Raw genomic sequence first — 21,648 nt, 5'->3', positions numbered from 1 at the left:
GGACTGCATGGAAACACTGATGAACGCACTGGAGAGCATCAGCAGCGTCGTGTGGGGACCCGCGATGCTGGCCCTGCTGCTCGGCACCGGCCTCTTCCTGACGCTGGGGCTGCGTGGCATGCCCATACGCCGCATCGGTTACGGCTTCAAGCAGATGCTCCTGGGCCGGAAGGCCACGGAAGAAGGTGAGATCACCCCTTTCCAGGCGCTTTCGACAAGCCTGTCCGCAACCATCGGTACTGGCAATATCGGCGGAGTGGCCACCGCCATCGCGCTCGGCGGCCCGGGCGCCGTGTTCTGGATGTGGATCACGGCGCTGGTGGGCATGGCCACCAAGTATGCGGAAGCGCTGCTCGCTGTAAAGTACCGCGAGGTTGATGAAGAAGGGCGCTATGTCGGCGGGCCCATGTACTACATCAAGAATGGCCTGGGCGCCCGCTGGCACTGGCTGGGAATCCTGTTCGCATTCTTTGCCATGATAGCGGCGTTCGGGATTGGTAACACCGTCCAGGCGAACGCCGTGGCCGACGTAGTGGAGACCAACCTCGCAGTGCCACCCTGGGTAACCGGCGTGGTACTGGCCATTCTGGTCTTCCTTGTGATCATCGGCGGCATACGCCGCATCGCGCAACTGACCGAGAAGGTGGTTCCGCTGATGGCTGTGATCTACATGCTTGGGGCACTCGCTGTCATCCTTTGGAACCTTCCTGAGGTTCCCGCCGCACTGGCAAACATCGTCACCGGGGCTTTCACTGGAACGGCCGCCACTGGCGGATTTGCCGGAGCTGCTGTATGGGCAGCGCTGCGGTTCGGCGTGGCGCGTGGCGTCTTTTCCAATGAAGCCGGCCTGGGTTCAGCCCCCATCGCGCACGCCGCGGCAAAGACCAACAGCCCAGTACGCCAGGGAACAGTGGGCATGATGGGCACCTTCATCGACACCATCGTTGTGTGCACCATGACAGCCTTAGTGATTATACTTACCGGCGCCTGGGAAACCGGCGAGTCCGGTGCAGCCCTGACCTCCATGGCGTTCAACCAGGGCATTCCGGGCGGCAACTGGGTGGTCACCTTCGGCATGATCTTCTTCGCCTTCACGACCATTGTGGCCTGGAGCTATTACGGAGAACGCTGCGCGGAGTTTCTGTTCGGTGTGCGTGTAATCATGCCCTACCGCTACCTGTGGGTCGTGCTGCTGGTCCTGGGGGCAGTGGCCAACCTTGAGCTGATCTGGCTGATCGCGGATGTGCTCAACGCCCTGATGGCCATACCCAACCTGATCGCACTGCTCGCCCTTTCCGGCACAGTGTTCGCCGTTACCCGCGAGCACTTTGCCCAAGAGGGAGCTGATGAGAACTGAGCCTGATTAACTGCTGTGACCGCAATCCCCGGGGTGTCTTGACACCCCGGGGAAAAATCCAGAGAATACGCGCCTCAACGCCAAAGTTCAGGCGTTGACGAGGTTTACGGCAAGGTAGCTCAGATGGTTAGAGCACGGCACTCATAATGCCGGGGTCGGCGGTTCGAATCCGCCCCTTGCTACCATATCGTGTAAAAAGCCGGAGCCTGACGCTGCGGCTTTTTTTATGGATTTTCTGAGCGTATCGCCATGGAAATCTGGCAGATCATCGCACTCGCCATCATTCAGGGCCTGACGGAATTCCTTCCGATCAGCAGCTCCGCGCATCTCATTCTCCCCTCTGCCCTTCTCGGCTGGCAGGATCAGGGCCTGGCCTTCGACGTGGCCGTGCACGTAGGCTCGCTCTGCGCTGTACTCAGCTATTTCCGGCAGGATGTCTGGCGCATGACCAATGCCTGGTTCCGGGATACCGCCAAGCGTCACACCACCGAAGACAGCCGCCTTGCCTGGGCCGTAATCCTGGGAACCATCCCGGCCGGCCTGGCCGGCATCCTTCTCAATGATGTGGTTGCAGATCAGCTGCGCTCCGGCTGGGTTATCGCCGCCACCACCATCGGGTTCGGCCTGCTTCTGTGGTGGTCGGATGCCACGGGCACACGCCAACGCTCATTGGCCGCAGTGACTCTGAAGGATGCCCTTATCATCGGTCTGGCCCAGGCCCTGGCACTGATCCCGGGCACTTCGCGCTCCGGCATCACCATCACAGCAGCCCTGTTCCTGGGTCTGCGCCGCGAAGACGCCGCGCGCTTTTCCTTCTGGCTTTCCATCCCCCTGATCACCGCTGCCGGCGCCCTCAAAACCCTTGAGCTTATCGAACAGGGCGGCGCCACAGACTGGCATGCCATCGCTTGGGGCACGCTGCTCTCGTTCATCAGCGCCCTGCTGTGCATCCACCTGTTCCTGCGCTTCCTGGAACGTATCGGGCTCATGCCCTACGTCATCTACCGGCTGGTCCTGGGCGCCCTGCTGGTCCTCGTCCTCTGGTAAGAAAATCCGATTCACAGCCCCACATGGGCATGAAAGAACAGCGTTTTGTATTACGCTTGTGAGGTGCACATCCAACAACAAGCAAGAGAGGCGCCCAATGGCACAGCCCAAGACACTGCCCGCCGCTGAGAACGCGCACAGCTACCCCCTTCTGATCAAACAGCTCCTGCTCTCCGGCCCCCGCTACAATCCCGATCAGGAGATCATCTACGCCAACCGCAGCCGCTACACCTATACCGACCTGGTCGAGCGTATCCACCGCCTCGCCCACTTGCTCACGGATGCTGGCGTTAAACAAGGGGACACAGTGGCGGTGCTGGACTGGGACACCCCGCGCTACCTTGAATGCTTCTTCGCCATTCCCATGATCGGAGCTGTACTGCACACCGTGAATGTGCGCCTGTCGCCGGAGCAGATTCTCTACACCATGAATCATGCTGAAGATGATTTGGTGCTGATCCACGATGACTTCCTGCCCCTAGTCGAAGAGGTGAGCGATCAGCTCGAAACGGTCAAGGGCACCATCCAGCTCACAGACAACAACGCACCAAAGCGTACCCAACTGGCGACCCACGGCGAATACGAAGCCCTTCTGAGCAAGGCGAACTCCTGTTTCGAGTTCCCGGACTTCGACGAAAACGCCATTGCCACCACCTTCTACACCACCGGCACCACCGGCAATCCCAAAGGCGTTTTCTTCACCCACCGCCAGCTGGTGCTGCATACCCTGGTCGCCACGGGCACGCTTTCGCACTTCGATGAGCAGCCGCTGATGCGTTCCAGCGATGTGTATATGCCGATCACACCCATGTTCCACGTGCATGCCTGGGGTGTGCCCTACGCGGCCACCATGATGGGCGTAAAACAGGTCTACCCTGGCCGCTATGAGCCTGAGCTTCTGGTGGAACTGCTCAAGACCCACAACGTGAGCTTCTCCCACTGCGTGCCCACCATCATGCAGATGCTGATGGCCACCGAGGGCATCAAGACTGCGGATCTCAGCAACTGGCACGTGCTGATCGGCGGCAGCGCACTGCCCAAGGGCCTTTGTGATGCAGCGGCGGACATGGGCATCAGCATGTACACCGGCTATGGTATGTCTGAAACCGGGCCGCTTCTTACCGCTACCCATCTCAAGCCTGAGGATCTGGAGCTGCCGTCGGATCAGCAGACCGAGAAGCGCATCAAGACCGGTGTTCCGGTGCCCATGGCGGAGGTCGAGATCCACGATGAGGACGGTAACCCATTGCCGAAGGACGGCGTGGCCCAGGGGGAAGTCGTAGCCCGAGCACCATGGCTGACGGCCAGCTACCTCAAGAACCCGGAAAAGGGTGAAGAGCTGTGGGCCGGCGGCTGGCTACACACTGGCGACGTCGCCAGCATCGAACCGGACAACACCCTGGTGATCAAAGACCGGATCAAGGACGTCATCAAAACCGGTGGCGAGTGGATATCATCCCTGGATCTTGAGAACATGATCAGCCAGCATCCCGCCGTGGCTTCGGCCGCTGTAGTCGGCCTTCCGGACGACAAATGGGGCGAGCGCCCGCACGCCATCGTGGTTCTGAATCCCGGCGACAACGCCGACGCCGACGCCATCAAGACCCACCTTCAGGGTTTCGTGGACAACGGCACCATCAACAAATGGGCCATCCCGCAGGGCGTTGATTTTGTCGAAGACATCCCCAAAACAAGCGTAGGCAAAGTCAACAAGAAACTGATCCGGGATCAACTGTCGTAATGCCCGCAACGAATCAATAACGGAGACCATCATGACGCATCTTCTTCGCAACACCTTACTGGGCGCCGCAGCGTTGGGTCTGAGCGCGGCGGCCACCGCCGAGCTCCAGACGCAAAGCATCACTTACTCCGTAAAGGGTCAGGAGCACACCGGCTATATGGCCTGGGATGACAGTGTCAACGGCGAGCGCCCCGGCGTTCTCGTGGTGCACGAGTGGTGGGGCCATGATGAATTCAGCCGTAACCAGGCGGAGAAACTGGCAAAAGAGGGCTATACCGCTCTGGCCCTGGACATGTATGGCGAGGGCAAGCACGCGGACCATCCGGATCAGGCTCAAGCATTCATGAAGCAGGCCAACAGCGATATGGACCTGATGCAGGCCCGCTTCCGCACTGCCATGACACGCCTTCAGGACCACAACACCGTCAACCCGGACCAGATCGCGGCTCAGGGCTATTGCTTTGGCGGCGCTGTGGTGCTGAATATGGCTCGCCTGGGCATGGATCTGGACGGCGTTGTGAGTTTCCACGGCAGCCTGGGCAGCCCTGTTGAGGCGCAGTCCGGTGAAGTGGACGCTGCTGTGCGGGCCTACACCGGTGGCGCTGACCAGTTTGTTCCCGCCAAACAGGTTTCCGGCTTCGTGCAGGAGATGCACAACGCTGATGTGGACTACGCGCTGCAAAGCTTCCCGGGTGTACAGCACTCGTTCATGAACCCTGAGGCGGACACATACGCCGATAAGTTCGATATGCCGGTAGGCTATGACGAGCAAGCGGCGGAAACAGCCTGGCAAGAGACTCTACGCTTCTATGACGGGCTTTTTGACTGACCATGCCCCGCCCCGGGACGCCTATGGCAAGCGCTGAACCGGGGCAGCTGCGCACCGCCGAAGACGGCGAAACGTTACAGGCTACGGGTGACTGGACACTCCCTCACTACGGCGCCCTGCGCCGGGTCACAAAAGCGCGCAGCAGCGCTCCAAGCCAGCTGATTCTCGATGGCATCCAACGCCTGGATACGGCAGGCGCCACCCTTCTGGCAGAGCTGGTGGGCGCGGAACGCCTGCGCCGCATTGCTGAAACCAGCCCGGACATCGCGCCAGCACATCGTGCTCTTCTGATCACGGTCGCGGATGCCATGACCGGCTGTGGTGTCCTGCCACCGGAACCCCGTCGCGGGCCGCTGGAGCTACTGGCTCGCATGGGGCTGGCACTGACCGATGCCGCCGGCAAGGCGCGGCTTCTGATCGGCTTCATTGGTGCCGTACTCGTTTGTGCCGGGCGCAGCCTGGTCACTCCCCGGCGCTGGCGGTTCTCAGCTTTGCTGCACCATATGGAGTCCACTGGTCTCAACGCGGTGCCCATTGTTGCGCTTCTCACCTTTGCCGTGGGTGCCGTCATCGCCTATCTCGGTGCTACCGTGCTGGGTCAGTTCGGCGCCAGCGTCTACACTATCAACCTGGTCGCCTACTCTTTTCTGCGGGAATTCGGCGTACTGATCACTGCCATTGTACTGGCCGGCCGCACCGCCAGTGCCTTTACCGCCCACCTGGGCGCCATGAACGCCAACGAAGAACTGGATGCCCTCCGTGCCCAAGGCCTGGATCCAGTGGAACTCGAGGTCCTGCCACGGGTACTGGCGGTGGTGTTGATGCTGCCACTTCTCAGCTTCATTGCCGTGCTCGCCGGCCTTGCCGGTGGCGGCCTTATTGCCTTGACGGTGGTAGACGTGCCGCTGCCGCTTTTCATTACAGTCATCAGCGAAGTGCCTCTCAACCACTACCTGGCCGGACTCGTTAAAGCCCCTTTCTTCGCCTTCCTGATCGCCGTCATAGGCTGCCTCGAAGGGTTCAAGGCGGGCGGCAGCGCTCGCTCGGTCGGGGCACACACCACCTCCAGCGTGGTACAATCTATTTTTGTGGTGATCCTCCTCGACGCACTGGCAGCCATGTACTTCATGGAAATCGGGTGGTAGCGCTCATGGCGGGTAACACTCTCATTGAGGTCAATGGACTGGTTAACCGCTTTGGAGACCACTCGGTCCATAAGGGCCTTGATCTGGCGCTGAATGGCGGCGAGATCCTGGGTGTCGTTGGGGGCTCAGGTACTGGCAAATCCGTGCTTCTGCGCAGCATCGTGGGTCTGCACGAGCCCAACGCCGGGCGCATCACCCTGGCCGGCACACCGCTGGATCACCGGGGAGCCCCGGATTTCCGCCTGACCCAGCGCACCGGGGTACTCTTCCAGCGCGGCGCTCTGTACTCATCTCTAACACTGTGCGAAAACATCGCTCTGCCCCTGCGCGAACAAGCCCAGCTACGCAAAACCGATGCTGAAGCGCTCGCCCTCACCCGACTGCGGCTGGCGGGTCTGGAGGCCCAGACAGCACGACTCTACCCGGAATCGCTGTCCGGCGGCATGGTCAAGCGCGCAGCTCTGGCCCGGGCATTGGCACTGGATCCGGATCTGCTGTTTCTGGACGAGCCCACGGCCGGCCTTGACCCCATCAGCGCCGCCGCCTTCGACGAACTGATCCTGACTCTACGCAACGCTCTCGGCCTAACGGTATTCCTCGTCACCCATGACCTGGATACACTCCACCGCGTCTGTGACCGGGTGGCGGTACTGGGCGAGGGGCACGTCATGGCCATCGGTCCTGTCGAGGAGGTAGCCACTACCGACGACGACTGGATCCGGGCCTATTTTCACGGCGCGCGGGGCCGGGCGGCGCTGCGCCAATCCTCCAACAACCGGGAGAATGCCTGAATGGAGACCCGAACCCATCACGTCCTGATCGGGCTCTTCGCCGTTGTGTTGCTCGCTGGGGCACTGCTGTTCGGATGGTGGCTGGCCGAGGGCGGTCTGAATCAGAGGCAGGCTGAATACCGGATTGTATTCAACGAAGCGGTGTCCGGGCTGATCGTTGGCAGCAACGTTAAATACAACGGCATTACCGTTGGCGAAGTCACCCAACTGGAGCTGGACCCACGTGACCCACGCCGCGTGCTGGCGCGCATCGCGGTCGACCCAACCACACCGGTCAAACAGAACACCCATGCCCAGATCCAGCCCACGGGCCTGCTCTCCGGTACCGCCCATATCAGGCTCGGCGGCGGCACACCAGACAGCCTACCGCTGCTCGCGGAATCCAGCAGCGTACCGGAAATCCCCGCACGTCCCTCACCTTTTGCCCAATTACGAGAGGAAAGCGGCGACATCCTTGGCAACGTCAATCGGCTGGTGAAGCAAATGGACACCCTGCTATCCGAGCGTAATCTGGAAAACTTTGAGAAGACCCTGGCCAACACGGCAGAACTGACCCGGAACCTGAACAACCAGCAGGAACGGATTAGTGATGCCGTGGCGCGCTGGAAGCGTACCGGAGAACAGGCAAGCACCACCCTGCGCGAGGCAAGGGCACTGATTACGGACAGCCGTGAGATGCTGGAGAAAGACGCCTCCCCCGCGCTGACGCATACTGCAGAGGCAGCGCGTGCTACCCGCCGGGCCGTCACCGACATTGAAAAACTGGTGAGCAATAATCAGCAGGCACTGCAAGACACTCTTAAAGGCTCCGCCCACCTGGAACCAACCCTGGAGGAAATGCGCCGCACCCTGCGCGCGCTGCGCGAACTCAGCCAACGGCTGGAGTCAGACGCAGCCGGCACCCTCTTTAACCGGGACAAACTCGAGGAATACCAGCCATGAGGCACACTGCCCGCCTGCCCGCACGGCTTGTGACACTGCTAGCCCTCACCCTTGTGGGCGCCTGCAGCGTGCTGCCAGCGCCCAATCACTACGAGCTCTACCGGCTGCCGCCCTCCAGCCTCGGCGAACAGACCGCAATGCCCGGAGCTACGTCCCTGCAGATCCAGGCACCAAGGGCGGACGACCTGACCAGCAGCAACCGGGTGGTTGTGCTCCGCGAGGGGCAGCGCCTCAGCGCCTGGTCCGGCATCCGCTGGGCCGCGCCGGCCCCGGAGCTCTGGCGGGACCAGCTGCTGGATGCCTTCCACAACACCGGCGCCTTCCACACGCTGGACTTCCGTGATGCCAACCTGAACGCGGATCTGGCCCTGAGTGGCCATCTGCGCGCCTTTCTCGTGGACCAGACCGGGGCAACGCCGCGAGCCGTTATCCGTTTCGATGCGCAGCTGCTCGACAGACAGGAAGACGGCACCAGAGCCACCCGCCGTTTCGAGGTATCCGAGCCGCTGGCGGAAAACCGCCCACCGGCCGCAGCCCGTGCCATGAGCACGGCTATTGACCGGATGGCCGAACAGCTACTGGGCTGGGTGGCGCAGGAGCACTAGCGCCCGAATCCAAACGCCTCCCCAAAGTCGGAGCAACGCTCATAGCGCGCCACCTCACCGCTTTCCAGCTCCAGCGCCACCCGGTGATGGGTGCCGGTATGGGGCCCGAAGCGCACCTCGCCATTACGCTTGCCACTGAGTGCCACAACGCCACTGGCGGAACAGGGGGCCTGTTGTTCCACCAGCCCCGTGGCGGTGGCCATATCCAGCCACCCGCCGAGCTCGGAACTGAACAGGCGCCCCTCAACCGTGGTCACGAAACGGGTATTGAAGGAGGCGAAGTCACTGTCACTCTCACCTTCCTCCGGGGCGATCTCATCACGCACCCCTTTCAGGGCGGTGTAGGTTTCGCCCAGCATCATCTCCATGCGCTCGGTGCTGCGCACCACACCGCCCTCAGCCGGGCGCAGGACACGCTGCCTGCCACGCAGAGCGATCGGCTGGCGCTGGCTGCCCTGGCCCTGGTAGCCATGAACATCGAAAGACTCGATCACCTGCTCACGCCCTACCAGCGGGCGGAAGTCGCGCCGGTAATCACCGTTGAGCAAAAGCATGGGGCCACTCCCGAAGCGACCACGGCACTCGTCAAACTGGTAGAGCAGCTCCCGGGAGCCTGAGCGTTCCCCCGCCGTGCCCTGCCACTCCAGATGAAAAACACCCCCCTCAGGGCAACTGCGTGTCTCACGGTCATCACCTGAACCACCAAGATTCACGACACCCTGAACGTGGCTGGCCACCGGCGCCATGAATGCCCGTGAGCGCATACGGTAGAACACCGCCAGTGCGCGACCCAGAGCCTCCGGTTCATCCAGCTGCGCGGGCCCGGAGAACTGTTCGCGCTTTTCAGCAAAGGAAGGTCCTGTTTCCTTCGCGCTTTCATCCGTACTGCTTTCCTTTTCCACGGTGACCGGCGCTCTGGCGGCCTTATTCATGGATTCCCCGGATTGCTCACGCTGTTGACCCACCTGATCCACCCGGACAACCTCGGGATCAACCCCCGGCGAGCGGACACTGCATCCCGTCAGGCTCACCAGCACCAACGCCGCCAGCGCCAGTGCCCGCTTACTGCTGCTACGGAGCCAGATCCAGTTCGTCATTGCGTGTCACCTTCCATGGATGCCGCGGCCCGGATCAACCTGCCCTCGTCACGACCAACAAGCACCAGCGTTCCGTCCTCTTCCCTGCGAGCGTTTTCAACCCAGCTCAAGGCCCCGAGAAACCGTTGCTCGAAGTCCATGACGGAAGGCGAGCACGCCATCCGGGTGGTTGCCCCCCGCTCGATGATCAGGCGGTCCCCAACACGTTCCCAGGCCGCCATGAAGTGGTTGCAGCCGGAGCGCCCCGCAAGACGCCCCTCTGGCATAAAGTTCAGGGTAACTGGCCGCGCCTGTTCAGGAACCGGATTATCCTCCACCGCAACCACCCGCCAGCGGCGAGGCTCCAGACTCGCCCGGTCCGTATGCCGGCATTCGGGGAGGCGTTGCCCGGCCAGGATCACGGTCACCCGCTCACCCTTGCTCCAGAATTCGGTATCACCGGAACGGGTCCGGTACAGGGCCCCCGAGGCGCTTTCCTCGCGCCTGAGTTCCCGCTTGCCGTCCTCCAGATACAACTGCACCCGGTCCCCGGCGAGGCTGTACCCTAGGGTACGGTCACCACAGCTCAACTGGTGATCCGCCGGCTCAGTGCCCTCCGGCATTAACTGACAGGCCGGCAACGCCAGCACCGAGGACAGCAGGGCAAGGCGAGCTATGCGCATTCGCATCACGGACTCCGGTAACGGCACATCGAAATGTGAAAACAGTATAAAGGCTTGATAGCTGGTTGTGGGATTACCCATGAATCCAGAGGCGGAAATCTACCTTACAGGTGTCACGCCACCGAAGGGCGAGCGCTCGTCGCATATTTCCCTTCTCTTATCTATACTTTAATGAAATCTTTACAGTGAGGCCGGTTATGCCTGAGCTCAACCGCATTCTCTATGTCGAAGACGACGATGATATCCGCCAGGTCGCCCAGTTAGCGTTGGAGGAAGTTGGTGGCTACGAGGTCTCACTGTGTGAATCCGGTCAGCAGGCTCTGGATACCGTAAACGCCTTCGCTCCGGATCTGATCCTGCTCGATGTCATGATGCCGGATATGGACGGCATCGAAACCTTCCAGACGCTACGCGAGCGTGGTGCATTGGAGAATGTGCCGGTTATTCTCATGACAGCCAAGGTCCACCCTGAGGAGATGGCGCGTTACCGGGAAATGGGGGTTTTTGACGTCATCCCCAAACCTTTTGATCCAATGACGGTATCGGAGGATATCGCTCGGATCTGGGAGCGCTTCCATGACTGACTCTGCCAATAATGATCAGCTTACCTCCAAACTTGCCAGGCTCCGATCGGCATACAGGGAGAGGCTCAATGGTGAGCTGGAGGTCATCACCAGCCTGGCGGAAGAAGCGCAAACCCAGACCGATACCGATGAGGCCGTCGCAGCACTGCGCCAGAAGCTCCATAAACTAGCGGGCTCCGCTGGTACTTTTGGTTTCCACCAGCTGGGTGCTCATGCCCGCAAGCTGGAACAGCAAGTACAGGCCTGGATTGATGAATCCTCGCCAGGTGCAGTTTTCAAGCTTAAAGGATTCCAGGATGAGCTGAGCAAACTTGCCACGCATCTGGGCACGGATGAAACCGCCTCCTCAAGTGTGGGCGTCGAGAGCGCGGCGCAAGGCGGCGACTCGGACGCTCCGACCATCGCGCTTGTAGAGCGCGATGGCATCCTCGCGGATTACCTGGCCCACCAGTTTGAGAGCTTTGGTTTTCGGGTTCACAGCCACAGGAGCCCGCAAAACTTCCTTTCGGACAAGACAGGTAACACTGACCTGCTACTGCTTGATCACAGAGCAGGTACTTCCGAGTCCACCACAACATCGACGGACCACTGGCGATCACTGCTGGCGCAGGTTGAGTGCCCCGTCATTTTCATGGGCGGACACGAAGACTTCTACGTGCGCCTGGAAGCAGTCCGTGCCGGTGCCGAGGGGTATTTTGTTAAACCCCTGAACATCCCCAAAATTGCGGCAAAGATCACGCGATCAATCCGAAAGCGGCGCCAGGGCGGCGAGCGGATTCTGATCGTGGATGATGATCCCGAGCTGCTGGAACATCTGGACACAGTTCTTACTCACGCTGGAATGGTAGTGGAAACGCTCCAGCAAGCACCGCTTCTCCTCGACACGACGTCGGAATTCCAGCCCGAACTCGTTCTCATGGATCTGAACATGCCGGAGGTTTCAGGTGATGAACTTGCAGCCATGCTCAGACAGTTCGAAAAATGGAATAATCTGCCGATCCTGTACCTGACTCAGGAACAGAGCCAACGTGAGCGCACTATCGCGCTTATGCGTGGCGGAGATGACTTCATCAACAAACCAGTCAGCGATGAGTATCTGATCAAGACCTGCCGTAACCGGGTCAGGCGCCAGCGTGACATGCTTCAGGCCATTGCACTGGACGGGCTCACCGGCCTGCTGAGGCACGCCAACATCAAGGATGCCCTTGAAACTGAACTCCAAGGGGCAAGCCGCAGCGGTAATCCTTTATCGGTGGTCATGCTCGATATTGACCACTTCAAGCAGGTTAACGATACCTATGGGCACGCATTGGGCGATATTGTCATCAGTACCGTGGGCACACTGCTTTCCCAGCATTTTCGCCGTTCCGACCGGTTGGGGCGTTACGGGGGTGAAGAATTTGTTGCTGTACTGCCCAACTGCGACGCTCGAACAGCGGAAAGTCTGGTAAACAAGCTCAGAGAAGCCTTCGGCGAGATCAGTTTTGTGGATCGTCAAGCGCATTTCTCGTGCACACTTTCAGCAGGGATCGTTGATACCCGGAGTTTTCCCAAACTGATGGGTGAGCAGCTGCTGGAACAGGCAGATGCCGCCCTGTACCGCTCCAAGCAGGCCGGTCGTAACTGTGTCTTCACCGCTTTCAGCAGTGCACAAGCCGTGCTATGAAAACCCCTCGCACGCCCTGCAATGAGGTAGCACGCCAGCAGGCGGTCGAAGAAACCGGCTTGCTGGCCTCCGCGCCAGACTCACGCCTGGACCGGCTGACCGAGATAGCGCGTTTCAGCCTCGGCGTGCCCATTGCCCTGGTGACTCTGGTTGATGACAACAGGCAATGGTTCAAGTCCCGACAGGGGCTCAACGTAGCGGAGACCGGTCGCGATATCTCCTTCTGTGGCCATGTGGTCTACCAGGATGTCCCAATGGTTATCGGGGATACGCTGGAGGACGAACGCTTCGCAGACAACCCACTGGTCACCGGGCCACCCCATATCCGGTTCTACGCCGGCGTGCCCATCCATGATGACAATGGCCACCCCGTGGGCACCCTGTGCCTTATCGACACCGAGCCCAGGGCGTTTAGCGAATCCCAGCAGGCCTGTCTTCAAGCACTCGGCGATCTGGCAGAGCAGGCAATCCGCCAGGACCAGCGGGAAGCCCGCTCGCTGCAAGAATCCCAGCGCCAGAAAGAACGCGAACTAGCCCGTACTAACCGGGCGTTGACGCTGCTCAACGAAATTGCCTTTGAGCTGGAAGGCGGTCTGGATGAACAGATCCAGCAGGCTCTGGCCCTCGGGCGACAGTTTCTCGGGCTGGATGTCGGTATTGTCAGCGACATAACGGGCGACTGCTACACCGTACGCTGGTGCGATGTGGCTGACGGTGTGGCTCTCCAGCCGGGTCAACAATTTGATCTCGGAAGTACTTATTGCGACATGGTGATGTCGCAACAAAGAGAGCTGGCCATCCACGAGATGAGACACTCGGGAGCCAACACCCATCCGTGCTACGAGACCTTCCAGTTGGAGGCCTACATTGGAACACGGCTCGAAAGCGAGGACGGCACCTTTGGCACCGTCAATTTCGGCTCCTCAGCCCCAAGAGAACCGTTCGACGACAGCGAACGCCTCTTTATACGCCTTCTGAGCCGCTGGATCAGTCACCAGCTCATCCACTACAAGCGCCATGATGAGCTTGAGAAGCTGCTGCGCCAGATCCCCGGCGCCATCTATCAGTTCCGACGCTGGCCCGACGGTACCGTCGTGTTCCCATTCGTCTCCAGCGGTATCGAAAACCTCTATGGCATCACCCCAAAGCAGGCCATGGCGGATGCGCAGGCGCTTTTCGCACGCACCCACCCAGACGATCTTCCGGCCGTGGCGGCATCCATCCAGCACTCTTTTGAAACCCTTGAGCCCTGGCATCAGGCGTTTCGGGTTGGCGGCGACAGCCAAGATCACCGGTGGATTCAGGGGACGTCCATACCTGAGCAACTGTCTGACGGCAGCGTCCTCTGGCATGGTTTCCTGGGTGACATTACCGAGCGCAAACAGCTTGAGAATATGAAAGACCAGTTCATTGCTACTGTCAGTCACGAGCTGCGTACGCCACTGACGTCCATGCTGGGGTCACTGAAACTGGTCACCGCTGGCAACGCCGGTCATATACCCGATAAAGCCAGCTACCTGCTGGCTATGGCACAGCGTAACGGCGACCGCCTGGCAAACCTGATCAACGACCTGCTCGATATGGAGAAACTCGTTTCCGGCAAGCTCAGGATCAGTACCCGGGTTGAGTTTCTCGCCCCCATCATTGAGGAGGCTATTGAAGTCAACCGGGAACTGGGAACCGAACGCAATATCAGCATCGAGTACCGGCCCTGTGTGTTTGAGTTCAGGGTTGATGTGGACCGCGACCGGCTGGTCCAGTCACTTTCGAACCTTCTTTCAAACGCCATAAAATTCTCTCCGGATAACACCAGCGTCGAGGTTACCTGCACCTGCGATGACAGCAGCATCGCCATCCATGTGCATGACCATGGGCCCGGCGTCCCGGAAGAATTCAGGAGTAAACTGTTTGACCGCTTTGCCCAGGCGGAAGCCTCCAACCGCAAGAAACCCGGGAGCGGCTTAGGGCTGGCCATCACCAAGGAACTGATTGAGCAAATGAACGGATCCATTCACTATGAAGCGCGAGATGGGGGCGGTTCTATCTTCACAATTGTTCTTCCAGAGGCGAATAAAAGACACTGAATGACCGCTTCCCGCTCCCGTGTTCTGATTGGAACCCTGATCCTGATCCCGCTAGCAATAGCTGGGAACATGGCCACTATCCCACTGTTCTTTGGCGTCGATCTGATCTTCGGTTCGGTCGCGGTTGTCATTGCCGCCATGCTGCTCGGGGTTATTCCTGCTGCACTGGTGGCGGCCGCAGGTGGCTTGTATACGGTCACGCTCTGGGGCCACCCCTATGCGCTGATTATTTTCATCGCCGAGGCCATTGTTGTGGCCTGGCTCTACCACCGCAAAAAGCTCAACCCAGTTGTTGGCGACGCTCTATTCTGGCTCATTGCGGGCGCGCCTCTGGTCTATGGTTTCTATAATTCCGTCATGGGTATGCCAGCAGAGGCGGTGACTACCATCCTGTTCAAGCAACCGCTGAATGGCATTTTCAACGCGTTGCTCGCGGGCACTGTCATCATGTTTGCTCGCCTCTTGGGTGCTACCAGAGGCTTTCTTTCAGGCCAGGGCGCAAAAACAGTCGACGTTTTTTTCTACGCCTTTTTCTCACTGGTGTTAATCGCTGGGGCCGCTCCCATCATCTACGAAGCTCACTCCCAACTCTGGGAAGAGCAGGAGCGCATGTCGCAACAACTGGCCCAGGATAACCAGAGGTTGATTGCCCATTTTGATGATAAGCATCTGAACTACCACCGTTACTGGACAAGCACAAACAAGAAAACACTGGCGCAAGGCGTGCTGGTTGGCAAGCAGCAAACAATTCTAAAGACGGGCACGCTGAACTCGCTCTCGGAGCAGGGCGAACTCCGGGCTCTTGATGCAAACTTTGGTGTGTGGCTGCCTGCAGGAGACATGTCGCAGATGCAGCGATGGCGCCAGGGACGTTATGTTCATCGGGCTCCAGTCGGAGACAGCGGTGACATCACCGCTGTCGTTTCCGAACTCCCGGCAGCCTCCGTCGTCGATGCTTTGCAGGAAAAGTACACCACCCTGTTCGCACTCCTGACGCTGATACTCACTCTAGGCGTGATCGCCGCACTGATCCTGAGTCGCTTTCTGACAACCCCCATCAGGGCCCTGACCGAGGCCAGCGAGGCGCTGGACCAACGGATCACAGACCATGAGACCATTGAGCTGCCCAGCAGCAATATTATTGAGTTCAACCAACTGAGCGAGACCCTGGGTAGCATGTCGCGGCGGCTCAGCCAAAGCGTTGCCCAGCTTCGCCAGTCCCGGGAAGCTGTACAGCAAGAGGTGGCGGAGCGCACGCGCGAGCTGGATGAAACCACGCGACTGTTGCGCAACATACTGGAAGCTGCCACGGAATTGGCCATCATCGCGACCGATCCGCGGGGTCAGATCATCCTGTTCAACAGTGGCGCCGAACGGCTTCTGGGATACAGCGCGAGCGAGCTAAACGACTGCACACCGGCGATTTTCCACGATCCGGACGAAATTCCTGAAACAGACTTCAGCATCGCAGCCAATGAACGCGATACCGTATTCAGCCAAATTGTTGCCAAGGCCACGGAAAAAGGACTCGACGCACAGGAATGGACCTACCTCAGGAAAGACGGAGCCCGGATCCCGGTTTGGCTGACGATCACGCCCATCCACTCAGACGCCGATGACATCACAGGCTATCTTGGCATTGCCGAAGACATCACGGAACGTAAACGCCTGGACCGCATGAAGAACGAATTCATCTCCACTGTCAGTCACGAGCTGCGCACGCCACTCACCTCCATAGCAGGGGCGCTGGGCCTGATTACACAGGGCGGCACCGGTGAGTTACCTGCCAAGGCTCAGAAAATGGCCAACGTCGCGTACCGCAATACCCAGCAACTGAGCGCCCTGGTCAACGACCTACTTGATATGGAGAAACTCGTTTCCGGCAAGGTCAGGATGACTCTCTGCGAAGATGACATTCGCCCCATAACCCGTGAAGCCGTGGAAAATCACCTGGCCTTCGCCAACCCGAGAAATGTGACCCTGGAGACTCGCGAGCCGGATGCCCCGGTTGCGGTCAGCGTGGACAAACAGCGTTTCGCGCAAGCACTGTCCAATCTGATTTCCAACGCCATCAAATTTTCTCCCTCGGGTGGGCGCGTTATTGTCGACTTCCAGTCGGACGCGCACGGCGTCGCGGTCCAGGTCCACGATGAGGGCCCGGGCATTCCTGACCACTTCCAACCTAAGATCTTTCAGCGGTTCAGCCAGGCCGATACATCAGATAATCGCAAGCAGCCCGGTACGGGCCTGGGGCTGGCAATCACCAAGGAGCTCATGACACAGATGGGCGGCAACGCTGCCTTCGAATCGGTGGAAGGCCAGGGATCCACCTTCTGGTTATGGCTGCCCCAACAATGAACTCACTTCGCAACTGAGGGAACCACTGCGCGCCTCGTTCAACCATTTTCTGGTCATCCTGCCGTTATCCCGCCTCGAGGCCAGCCAGTAGTGTGTCCTTCTCAATACCCAGGCGGTTCAGGAGCTTATTGAGCTCAGGCGCATGGTGGTGATTGGTCCCCAGTAACAGCGCTGCCCTCATTACCAGCCGGTCCGCTGCCTGATGGCCGCTGCCCAGCACATGGGTGGCGCCAATCAGATCCCGGAGCTGCAGCGGCAAACACCAGTCCGACTTGACCCGATTCCCGAGTGTTGGGCTCCAGTGGTGCAGAGCAGCCTTCAGGGTCTCGTCCTCCAGCTCTCCGCCGGCATCCACGAAGCGCTGGCACACACTCAACACCGCCAGCTCCCCCAGGCAATAGAGCTGGCCCGCGGTCATGCAAATGGCAGCATTCATCCGGACTGAGTGCGCCACACGGGCTGCCCAGGCCGCCACCTTCTCACTGCAGTGCAGCAGCTCATCCGCCCGTTCCAAAAGCCGTGGCTCGCGCAGGGCGCCACGAACGTCCAGCGCCAACGCGGAGGCGTGCGCCAGACTGATCTGCACGCCGAGCACCGACAGCGCCTCCTTCAACGTACTGCACGCCTGCCCCGTTCGCCGCAGACTCGCCGAGTTGGCGGCATTCAACAGCACCGCCACCAGCTGGCTCTGCGCCTCCCAACGCGCCGCCAGATCGCTGATGGATAACGAATCCCCCTGGTTCAGGAGCTCCGATAATTCAGCCGGATTCACACCACCCGAGATACGGACGCCCTGCCTGCTGGCCTCCCTCAACATGCTCTCAAGATCAGGTCCTTCCCCGGGCAGCGAAGACGCCTCTTCCGGAGGCGGCAGAATGGACTCAAGATGCTCTTTCAGCGTCTCCACTTCAAAAGGCTTTGCCACGAACCCCTGAATCCCGAGCCTCGCCGCCTTTGTCACACTCCCACGGTCGGCCCTGCCGGTCAGCATCAGCACAGGGGTAGCGCTATCGGTCTTGCGGATGGTGCGTATCAGCTGTGTGCCGTATCCATCAGGCAGATTCCAGTCCACAATCACCAGCACCGGCTGGTTCGCCTGCCAATAATCCTCAGCCTGCGCCAGATAACCGGTGATCACAACCGTCGCCTGCGGGTAGAGGGACTCCAGCAGCGTCTGGATCAGCTCCTGAATCCAGACATCATCCTCCAGCACCAGAATTGACCAGGAGTCACTCATCAAGCCGCCTCTTAACCATGACTGGAATAACAGAATACGCTAGTGCCTTCAGTCTAGCAGCAATTTCCCCCTTTTAAACCGCACACCGGTCCGAACCGGATCTGTCACTTGATGACAATCGTTGTGACCCTAAACGCCATCGAAAATGCCCCCTTTTGCCCTGCAAACTGAAAGCAATTGCCGGTTCATCAGGCGGCCCGCAACAAACAAGCAGGCTAGGAACAACAATGACAACACCACTGCGCTTCATCACCTCCACCTCCCTGTTCGACGGCCACGACGCCGCCATCAACATCATGCGCCGCCTGATCCAACAAAAAGGCGCCGAAGTCATCCACCTCGGCCACAACCGCAGCGTCGACGAAATCGTAAAAGCCGCCCTCCACGAAGACGCCGACGCCATCGCCGTCTCCTCCTACCAGGGCGGCCACAACGAATACTTCCGCTACCTCATCGACCGCCTGGGCGAAGAAGGCATCAGCCACGTCGCCGTCTTCGGCGGAGGCGGCGGCACCATCACCCCCGAGGAAATCACCAAACTCGAAGCCTACGGCGTCGAACGCCTCTACCACCCCAACGACACCATGACCACCGGCCTCGTCGCCATGATCGACGACGTCATCCAGCGCGCCGAACAACGCCGCAACCAGCAACGCTCCCAGACACCATCGGAAACCGCCGCCCTGGCCCAGGACCTCTCCGCCATCGAACGCGGCGACTACAAACGCCCGATCCCGGAGAGCAGTACACCGGTCATCGGCCTCACCGGCACCGGCGGCTCCGGCAAGTCCAGCCTCACGGACGAACTCCTCAACCGCTTCCTGCGCTTCTGCCCGGACAAGCGCGTGGCCGTGCTCGCCATCGACCCCACACGCCGACGCACCGGCGGCGCCCTGCTCGGCGACCGCATCCGCATGAACAGCCTCCAGAGCGAGCGCGCCTTCTTCCGCTCCATGGCCACCCGGCGCCAGAACCTCGCCACCAGCGCCGAACTCAACAACGCCATCGCCTACCTCAAGCAGGCCGGCTTCGACCTGGTGATCGTCGAAACCGCCGGCATCGGCCAGTCCGACTCCGAAATCGTCGACCTGGTCGACCTGCCCCTCTACGTGATGACCAGCGACTTCGGCGCCGCCAGCCAGCTCGAAAAGATCGACATGCTCGACCTGGCCGAGGTCATCGTCATCAACAAGTTCGAACGCGGCGGCTCCCTGGATGCCCTGCGCGACGTGCGCAAGCAGTGGAAGCGCAACCACAACCGCTTCGACGTGGACGGCGAGCAGATTCCCGTCTTCGCCACCAACGCCAGCCAGTTCAACGACGCCGGCGTCAGCGGCCTCTTCACACGCCTCGCCGACTGGCTCCAGTGGGACGCCACCGAGCGCTTCCACTGGGCCCTGCCGGACAGCAACCCCCTGATCGCCGCCGAACGCACCCGCTACCTCGCGGACATCGCCGAAAACAGCCGCGCCGAACGCGACCGCATCGAAACCATGGCCGAGGCCGCCAACCAGGCCCAGGCCACCTGGAACGCCCTGCACGCACTGAAAGACCCGGAACTGCCCGAAGCCCTCACCGCCTTCGCCAACACCGAACACGACAACGAGGCCATCGCCACCCTGCGCCGCCAGTACAACGAGGCGCTGGAGCAGCTCGACCCAACCATGCTCGCGGAACTCCGCCACTGGCCCGAACGCAAGGCCGGCGTGGAAGCCGAACGCTACCAGTACCAGGTGCGCGACAAGACCATCGAAGGCGACAACTACAAGGAAACCCTCAGCGGCCTCCAGATCCCCAAGGTCGCCCCACCCCAGACCCACAACTGGGGCGAACTCGTGCGCTTCCTTGGAAGGGAAAACCTCCCCGGCCACTACCCCTACACCGCCGGCGTCTTCCCCTACCGGCGCGAAGGCGAAGACCCCACGCGCATGTTCGCCGGCGAAGGCACCCCCGAGCGCACCAACCGCCGCTTCCACTACCTGGCCCTGAACCAGCCCGCGGCGCGGCTCTCCACCGCCTTCGACTCCGTCACCCTCTACGGCGAAAACCCCGCGCCCCGGCCGGACATCTACGGCAAGGTCGGCAACAGCGGCGTCTCCATCGCCACCCTGGACGACATGAAGAAGCTCTTCTCCGGCTTCGACCTGTGCGACCCCACCACCTCCGTCTCCATGACCATCAACGGCCCGGCGCCCACGATCCTGGCCTTCTTCATGAACGCCGCCATCGACCAGCAGGTGGAACAACACCTGCGCGACACCGGCCAGTGGGAGAACGTGCAACAACGGATTGCCGACCGGGACCGCCCCGTCTACCAGGACGAACTCCCCGAGGGCCACAACGGCCTGGGCCTCGGCCTGCTCGGCATCAGCGGCGAGGAAGTGGTGGACGCCGAGACCTACGAACGCATCCGCGCCCACACCCTCAAACAGGTGCGCGGCACCGTGCAGGCGGACATCCTCAAGGAAGACCAGGCCCAGAACACCTGCATCTTCTCCACCGAATTCGCCCTGCACATGATGGGCGACGTGCAGCTGTACTTCACCGACCACGACGTGCGCAACTTCTACAGCGTGTCCATCAGCGGCTACCACATCGCCGAGGCCGGCGCCACGCCCGTCACCCAGCTCGCCTTCACCCTGGCCAACGGTTTCACCATCGTCGAGTACTACCTCTCACGCGGCATGCGCATCGACGACTTCGCGCCCAACCTGAGCTTCTTCTTCAGCAACGGCATGGACCCGGAATACGCCGTCATCGGCCGCGTGGCCCGCCGCATCTGGGCCCGCGCCATGAAACACCGCTACGGCGCCAGCGACCGCTCCCAGAAACTCAAGTACCACATCCAGACCAGCGGGCGCAGCCTCCACGCCCAGGACATCCAGTTCAACGACATCCGCACCACCCTGCAGGCGCTCTACGCCCTCTTCGACAACTGCAACAGCCTGCACACCAACGCCTTCGACGAAGCCATCACCACCCCCACCGAAGACTCCGTGCGCCGCGCCGTCGCCATCCAGCTCATCATCAACCGAGAGCTCGGCCTCAACGCCTGCGAAACCCCCTGGCAGGGCTCGCACATCGTCGAGCAGCTCACGGACAAGGTGGAAGAAGCGGTACTGGCCGAATTCGAACGCCTCAACGAACGCGGCGGCGTGCTCGGCGCGATGGACACCATGTACCAGCGCGGCAAGATCCAGGAGGAATCCATGGTGTACGAACACAAGAAACACGACGGCACCCTGCCCATCATCGGCGTGAACACCTACCTTCCCAAGGAAGGCCAGGAAGCCGGCGGCGAACTGGAACTGATGCGCTCCAACGACGACGAGAACGGTGTCTGTCAACGTAGATGTCGCTTTTAAGTCATCAGCTCTTTAACAATTGACCGCCGTTTCCGGATTCAGAGTCACTGATTCCGGCAAGCTGAGTTTTCGAATATCACCGGACCAGCGGCGCGGGTTTTCAGCTTTCGCAGCCTCGATAACCCGTTGACGCTGGAA

At 60.6% G+C, this 21,648-nt stretch carries 16 protein-coding genes and 1 tRNA gene; 14 read left to right on the top strand and 3 right to left on the bottom strand.

Going from position 1 to position 21,648, the window contains the following annotated elements:
• Window positions 1-7 precede the first annotated feature (7 nt).
• From AAF659_RS08595 to AAF659_RS08555, 9 genes are all read left to right on the top strand, one after another.
• Window positions 8-1,357: an alanine/glycine:cation symporter family protein gene (locus AAF659_RS08595; RefSeq protein WP_349751330.1), complete on the top strand. Its 1,350-nt coding sequence runs from the start codon at window positions 8-10 to the stop codon at window positions 1,355-1,357.
• Window positions 1,358-1,465: 108 nt separating this feature from the next.
• Window positions 1,466-1,542: transfer RNA gene (locus AAF659_RS08590), tRNA-Met, on the top strand.
• 64 nt (window positions 1,543-1,606) lie between these two features.
• Window positions 1,607-2,404: an undecaprenyl-diphosphate phosphatase gene (locus AAF659_RS08585; protein WP_349751329.1), complete on the top strand. Its 798-nt coding sequence runs from the start codon at window positions 1,607-1,609 to the stop codon at window positions 2,402-2,404.
• Between the two features lie 97 nt (window positions 2,405-2,501).
• Window positions 2,502-4,145 (top strand): fatty acid--CoA ligase, encoded by a 1,644-nt coding sequence (locus AAF659_RS08580; protein ID WP_349751328.1) that lies wholly within the window; start codon window positions 2,502-2,504, stop codon window positions 4,143-4,145.
• Between the two features lie 31 nt (window positions 4,146-4,176).
• Complete coding sequence (locus tag AAF659_RS08575) at window positions 4,177-4,974, top strand: dienelactone hydrolase family protein (RefSeq protein ID WP_349751327.1); 798 nt, start codon at window positions 4,177-4,179, stop codon at window positions 4,972-4,974.
• Window positions 4,975-4,997: 23 nt separating this feature from the next.
• Window positions 4,998-6,119 carry an MlaE family ABC transporter permease gene (locus AAF659_RS08570; RefSeq protein ID WP_349751325.1) on the top strand — a complete coding sequence of 374 codons (1,122 nt, stop codon included), beginning with the start codon at window positions 4,998-5,000 and terminating at the stop codon, window positions 6,117-6,119.
• A gap of 5 nt (window positions 6,120-6,124) precedes the next feature.
• Entirely contained in the window at window positions 6,125-6,910 is a 786-nt protein-coding gene (locus AAF659_RS08565; protein WP_349751324.1) for an ABC transporter ATP-binding protein, read from the top strand.
• Entirely contained in the window at window positions 6,911-7,852 is a 942-nt protein-coding gene (locus AAF659_RS08560) for an MlaD family protein (RefSeq protein WP_349751323.1), read from the top strand.
• Window positions 7,849-8,457: an ABC-type transport auxiliary lipoprotein family protein gene (locus AAF659_RS08555; protein ID WP_349751322.1), complete on the top strand. Its 609-nt coding sequence runs from the start codon at window positions 7,849-7,851 to the stop codon at window positions 8,455-8,457. Before AAF659_RS08560 ends, AAF659_RS08555 begins: the two co-directional genes overlap by 4 nt.
• On the opposite strand, the gene AAF659_RS08550 is transcribed toward AAF659_RS08555, so the two are convergent.
• Both AAF659_RS08550 and AAF659_RS08545 read right to left on the bottom strand, forming a co-directional pair.
• Window positions 8,454-9,554, bottom strand: coding sequence for a hypothetical protein (locus AAF659_RS08550; protein WP_349751320.1), 1,101 nt, complete (start codon window positions 9,552-9,554; stop codon window positions 8,454-8,456). The genes AAF659_RS08555 and AAF659_RS08550 overlap by 4 nt on opposite strands.
• A complete protein-coding gene (locus AAF659_RS08545; RefSeq protein ID WP_349751319.1) occupies window positions 9,551-10,222 on the bottom strand; it encodes an META domain-containing protein in 672 nt (223 codons plus the stop codon). The genes AAF659_RS08550 and AAF659_RS08545 overlap by 4 nt, the downstream gene beginning before the upstream one ends.
• 191 nt (window positions 10,223-10,413) lie before the next feature.
• On the opposite strand from AAF659_RS08545, the gene AAF659_RS08540 reads away from it, so the two are divergent.
• The 4 genes from AAF659_RS08540 to AAF659_RS08525 are packed head-to-tail and all read left to right on the top strand — an operon-like array spanning window position 10,414 to window position 16,908.
• Window positions 10,414-10,800 carry a response regulator gene (locus tag AAF659_RS08540; protein WP_349751318.1) on the top strand — a complete coding sequence of 129 codons (387 nt, stop codon included), beginning with the start codon at window positions 10,414-10,416 and terminating at the stop codon, window positions 10,798-10,800.
• Window positions 10,793-12,466: a diguanylate cyclase gene (locus AAF659_RS08535; protein ID WP_349751316.1), complete on the top strand. Its 1,674-nt coding sequence runs from the start codon at window positions 10,793-10,795 to the stop codon at window positions 12,464-12,466. Before AAF659_RS08540 ends, AAF659_RS08535 begins: the two co-directional genes overlap by 8 nt.
• On the top strand, window positions 12,463-14,550 hold the full coding sequence (locus AAF659_RS08530; RefSeq protein ID WP_349751315.1) for a GAF domain-containing protein: 2,088 nt from the start codon (window positions 12,463-12,465) through the stop codon (window positions 14,548-14,550). The genes AAF659_RS08535 and AAF659_RS08530 overlap by 4 nt, the downstream gene beginning before the upstream one ends.
• Window positions 14,551-16,908, top strand: a complete 2,358-nt coding sequence (locus AAF659_RS08525; protein WP_349751314.1) for an ATP-binding protein — start codon at window positions 14,551-14,553, stop codon at window positions 16,906-16,908.
• Window positions 16,909-16,972: 64 nt separating this feature from the next.
• Here the strand turns inward: AAF659_RS08525 and AAF659_RS08520 are convergent, their stop codons facing one another.
• Complete coding sequence (locus AAF659_RS08520) at window positions 16,973-18,145, bottom strand: response regulator (RefSeq protein ID WP_349751313.1); 1,173 nt, start codon at window positions 18,143-18,145, stop codon at window positions 16,973-16,975.
• Window positions 18,146-18,372: 227 nt separating this feature from the next.
• Here AAF659_RS08520 and AAF659_RS08515 point away from each other — a divergent pair, with 227 nt between their 5' ends.
• The gene (locus AAF659_RS08515) at window positions 18,373-21,510 is read left to right on the top strand and encodes a methylmalonyl-CoA mutase family protein (RefSeq protein ID WP_349751312.1); all 3,138 of its coding nucleotides are present in this window, start codon (window positions 18,373-18,375) and stop codon (window positions 21,508-21,510) included.
• Window positions 21,511-21,648 lie beyond the last annotated feature (138 nt).

It is taken from the genome of Salicola sp. Rm-C-2C1-2 (genome assembly GCF_040196175.1).
Classification (GTDB): Bacteria; Pseudomonadota; Gammaproteobacteria; order Pseudomonadales; family Oleiphilaceae; genus Halospina.
This window is presented reverse-complemented; position numbering and strand designations above follow the sequence as displayed.

Bases quoted from the DNA above. Each gene is read 5' to 3' on its own strand.
- AAF659_RS08595 (WP_349751330.1), top strand. From the start codon at position 8: ATGGAAACACTGATGAACGCACTGGAGAGCATCAGCAGCGTCGTGTGG.
- AAF659_RS08585 (WP_349751329.1), top strand. From the start codon at position 1,607: ATGGAAATCTGGCAGATCATCGCACTCGCCATCATTCAGGGCCTGACG.
- AAF659_RS08580 (WP_349751328.1), top strand. From the start codon at position 2,502: ATGGCACAGCCCAAGACACTGCCCGCCGCTGAGAACGCGCACAGCTAC.
- AAF659_RS08575 (WP_349751327.1), top strand. From the start codon at position 4,177: ATGACGCATCTTCTTCGCAACACCTTACTGGGCGCCGCAGCGTTGGGT.
- AAF659_RS08570 (WP_349751325.1), top strand. From the start codon at position 4,998: ATGGCAAGCGCTGAACCGGGGCAGCTGCGCACCGCCGAAGACGGCGAA.
- AAF659_RS08565 (WP_349751324.1), top strand. From the start codon at position 6,125: ATGGCGGGTAACACTCTCATTGAGGTCAATGGACTGGTTAACCGCTTT.
- AAF659_RS08560 (WP_349751323.1), top strand. From the start codon at position 6,911: ATGGAGACCCGAACCCATCACGTCCTGATCGGGCTCTTCGCCGTTGTG.
- AAF659_RS08555 (WP_349751322.1), top strand. From the start codon at position 7,849: ATGAGGCACACTGCCCGCCTGCCCGCACGGCTTGTGACACTGCTAGCC.
- AAF659_RS08550 (WP_349751320.1), bottom strand. From the start codon at position 9,554: ATGACGAACTGGATCTGGCTCCGTAGCAGCAGTAAGCGGGCACTGGCG.
- AAF659_RS08545 (WP_349751319.1), bottom strand. From the start codon at position 10,222: ATGCGAATGCGCATAGCTCGCCTTGCCCTGCTGTCCTCGGTGCTGGCG.
- AAF659_RS08540 (WP_349751318.1), top strand. From the start codon at position 10,414: ATGCCTGAGCTCAACCGCATTCTCTATGTCGAAGACGACGATGATATC.
- AAF659_RS08535 (WP_349751316.1), top strand. From the start codon at position 10,793: ATGACTGACTCTGCCAATAATGATCAGCTTACCTCCAAACTTGCCAGG.
- AAF659_RS08530 (WP_349751315.1), top strand. From the start codon at position 12,463: ATGAAAACCCCTCGCACGCCCTGCAATGAGGTAGCACGCCAGCAGGCG.
- AAF659_RS08525 (WP_349751314.1), top strand. From the start codon at position 14,551: ATGACCGCTTCCCGCTCCCGTGTTCTGATTGGAACCCTGATCCTGATC.
- AAF659_RS08520 (WP_349751313.1), bottom strand. From the start codon at position 18,145: ATGAGTGACTCCTGGTCAATTCTGGTGCTGGAGGATGATGTCTGGATT.
- AAF659_RS08515 (WP_349751312.1), top strand. From the start codon at position 18,373: ATGACAACACCACTGCGCTTCATCACCTCCACCTCCCTGTTCGACGGC.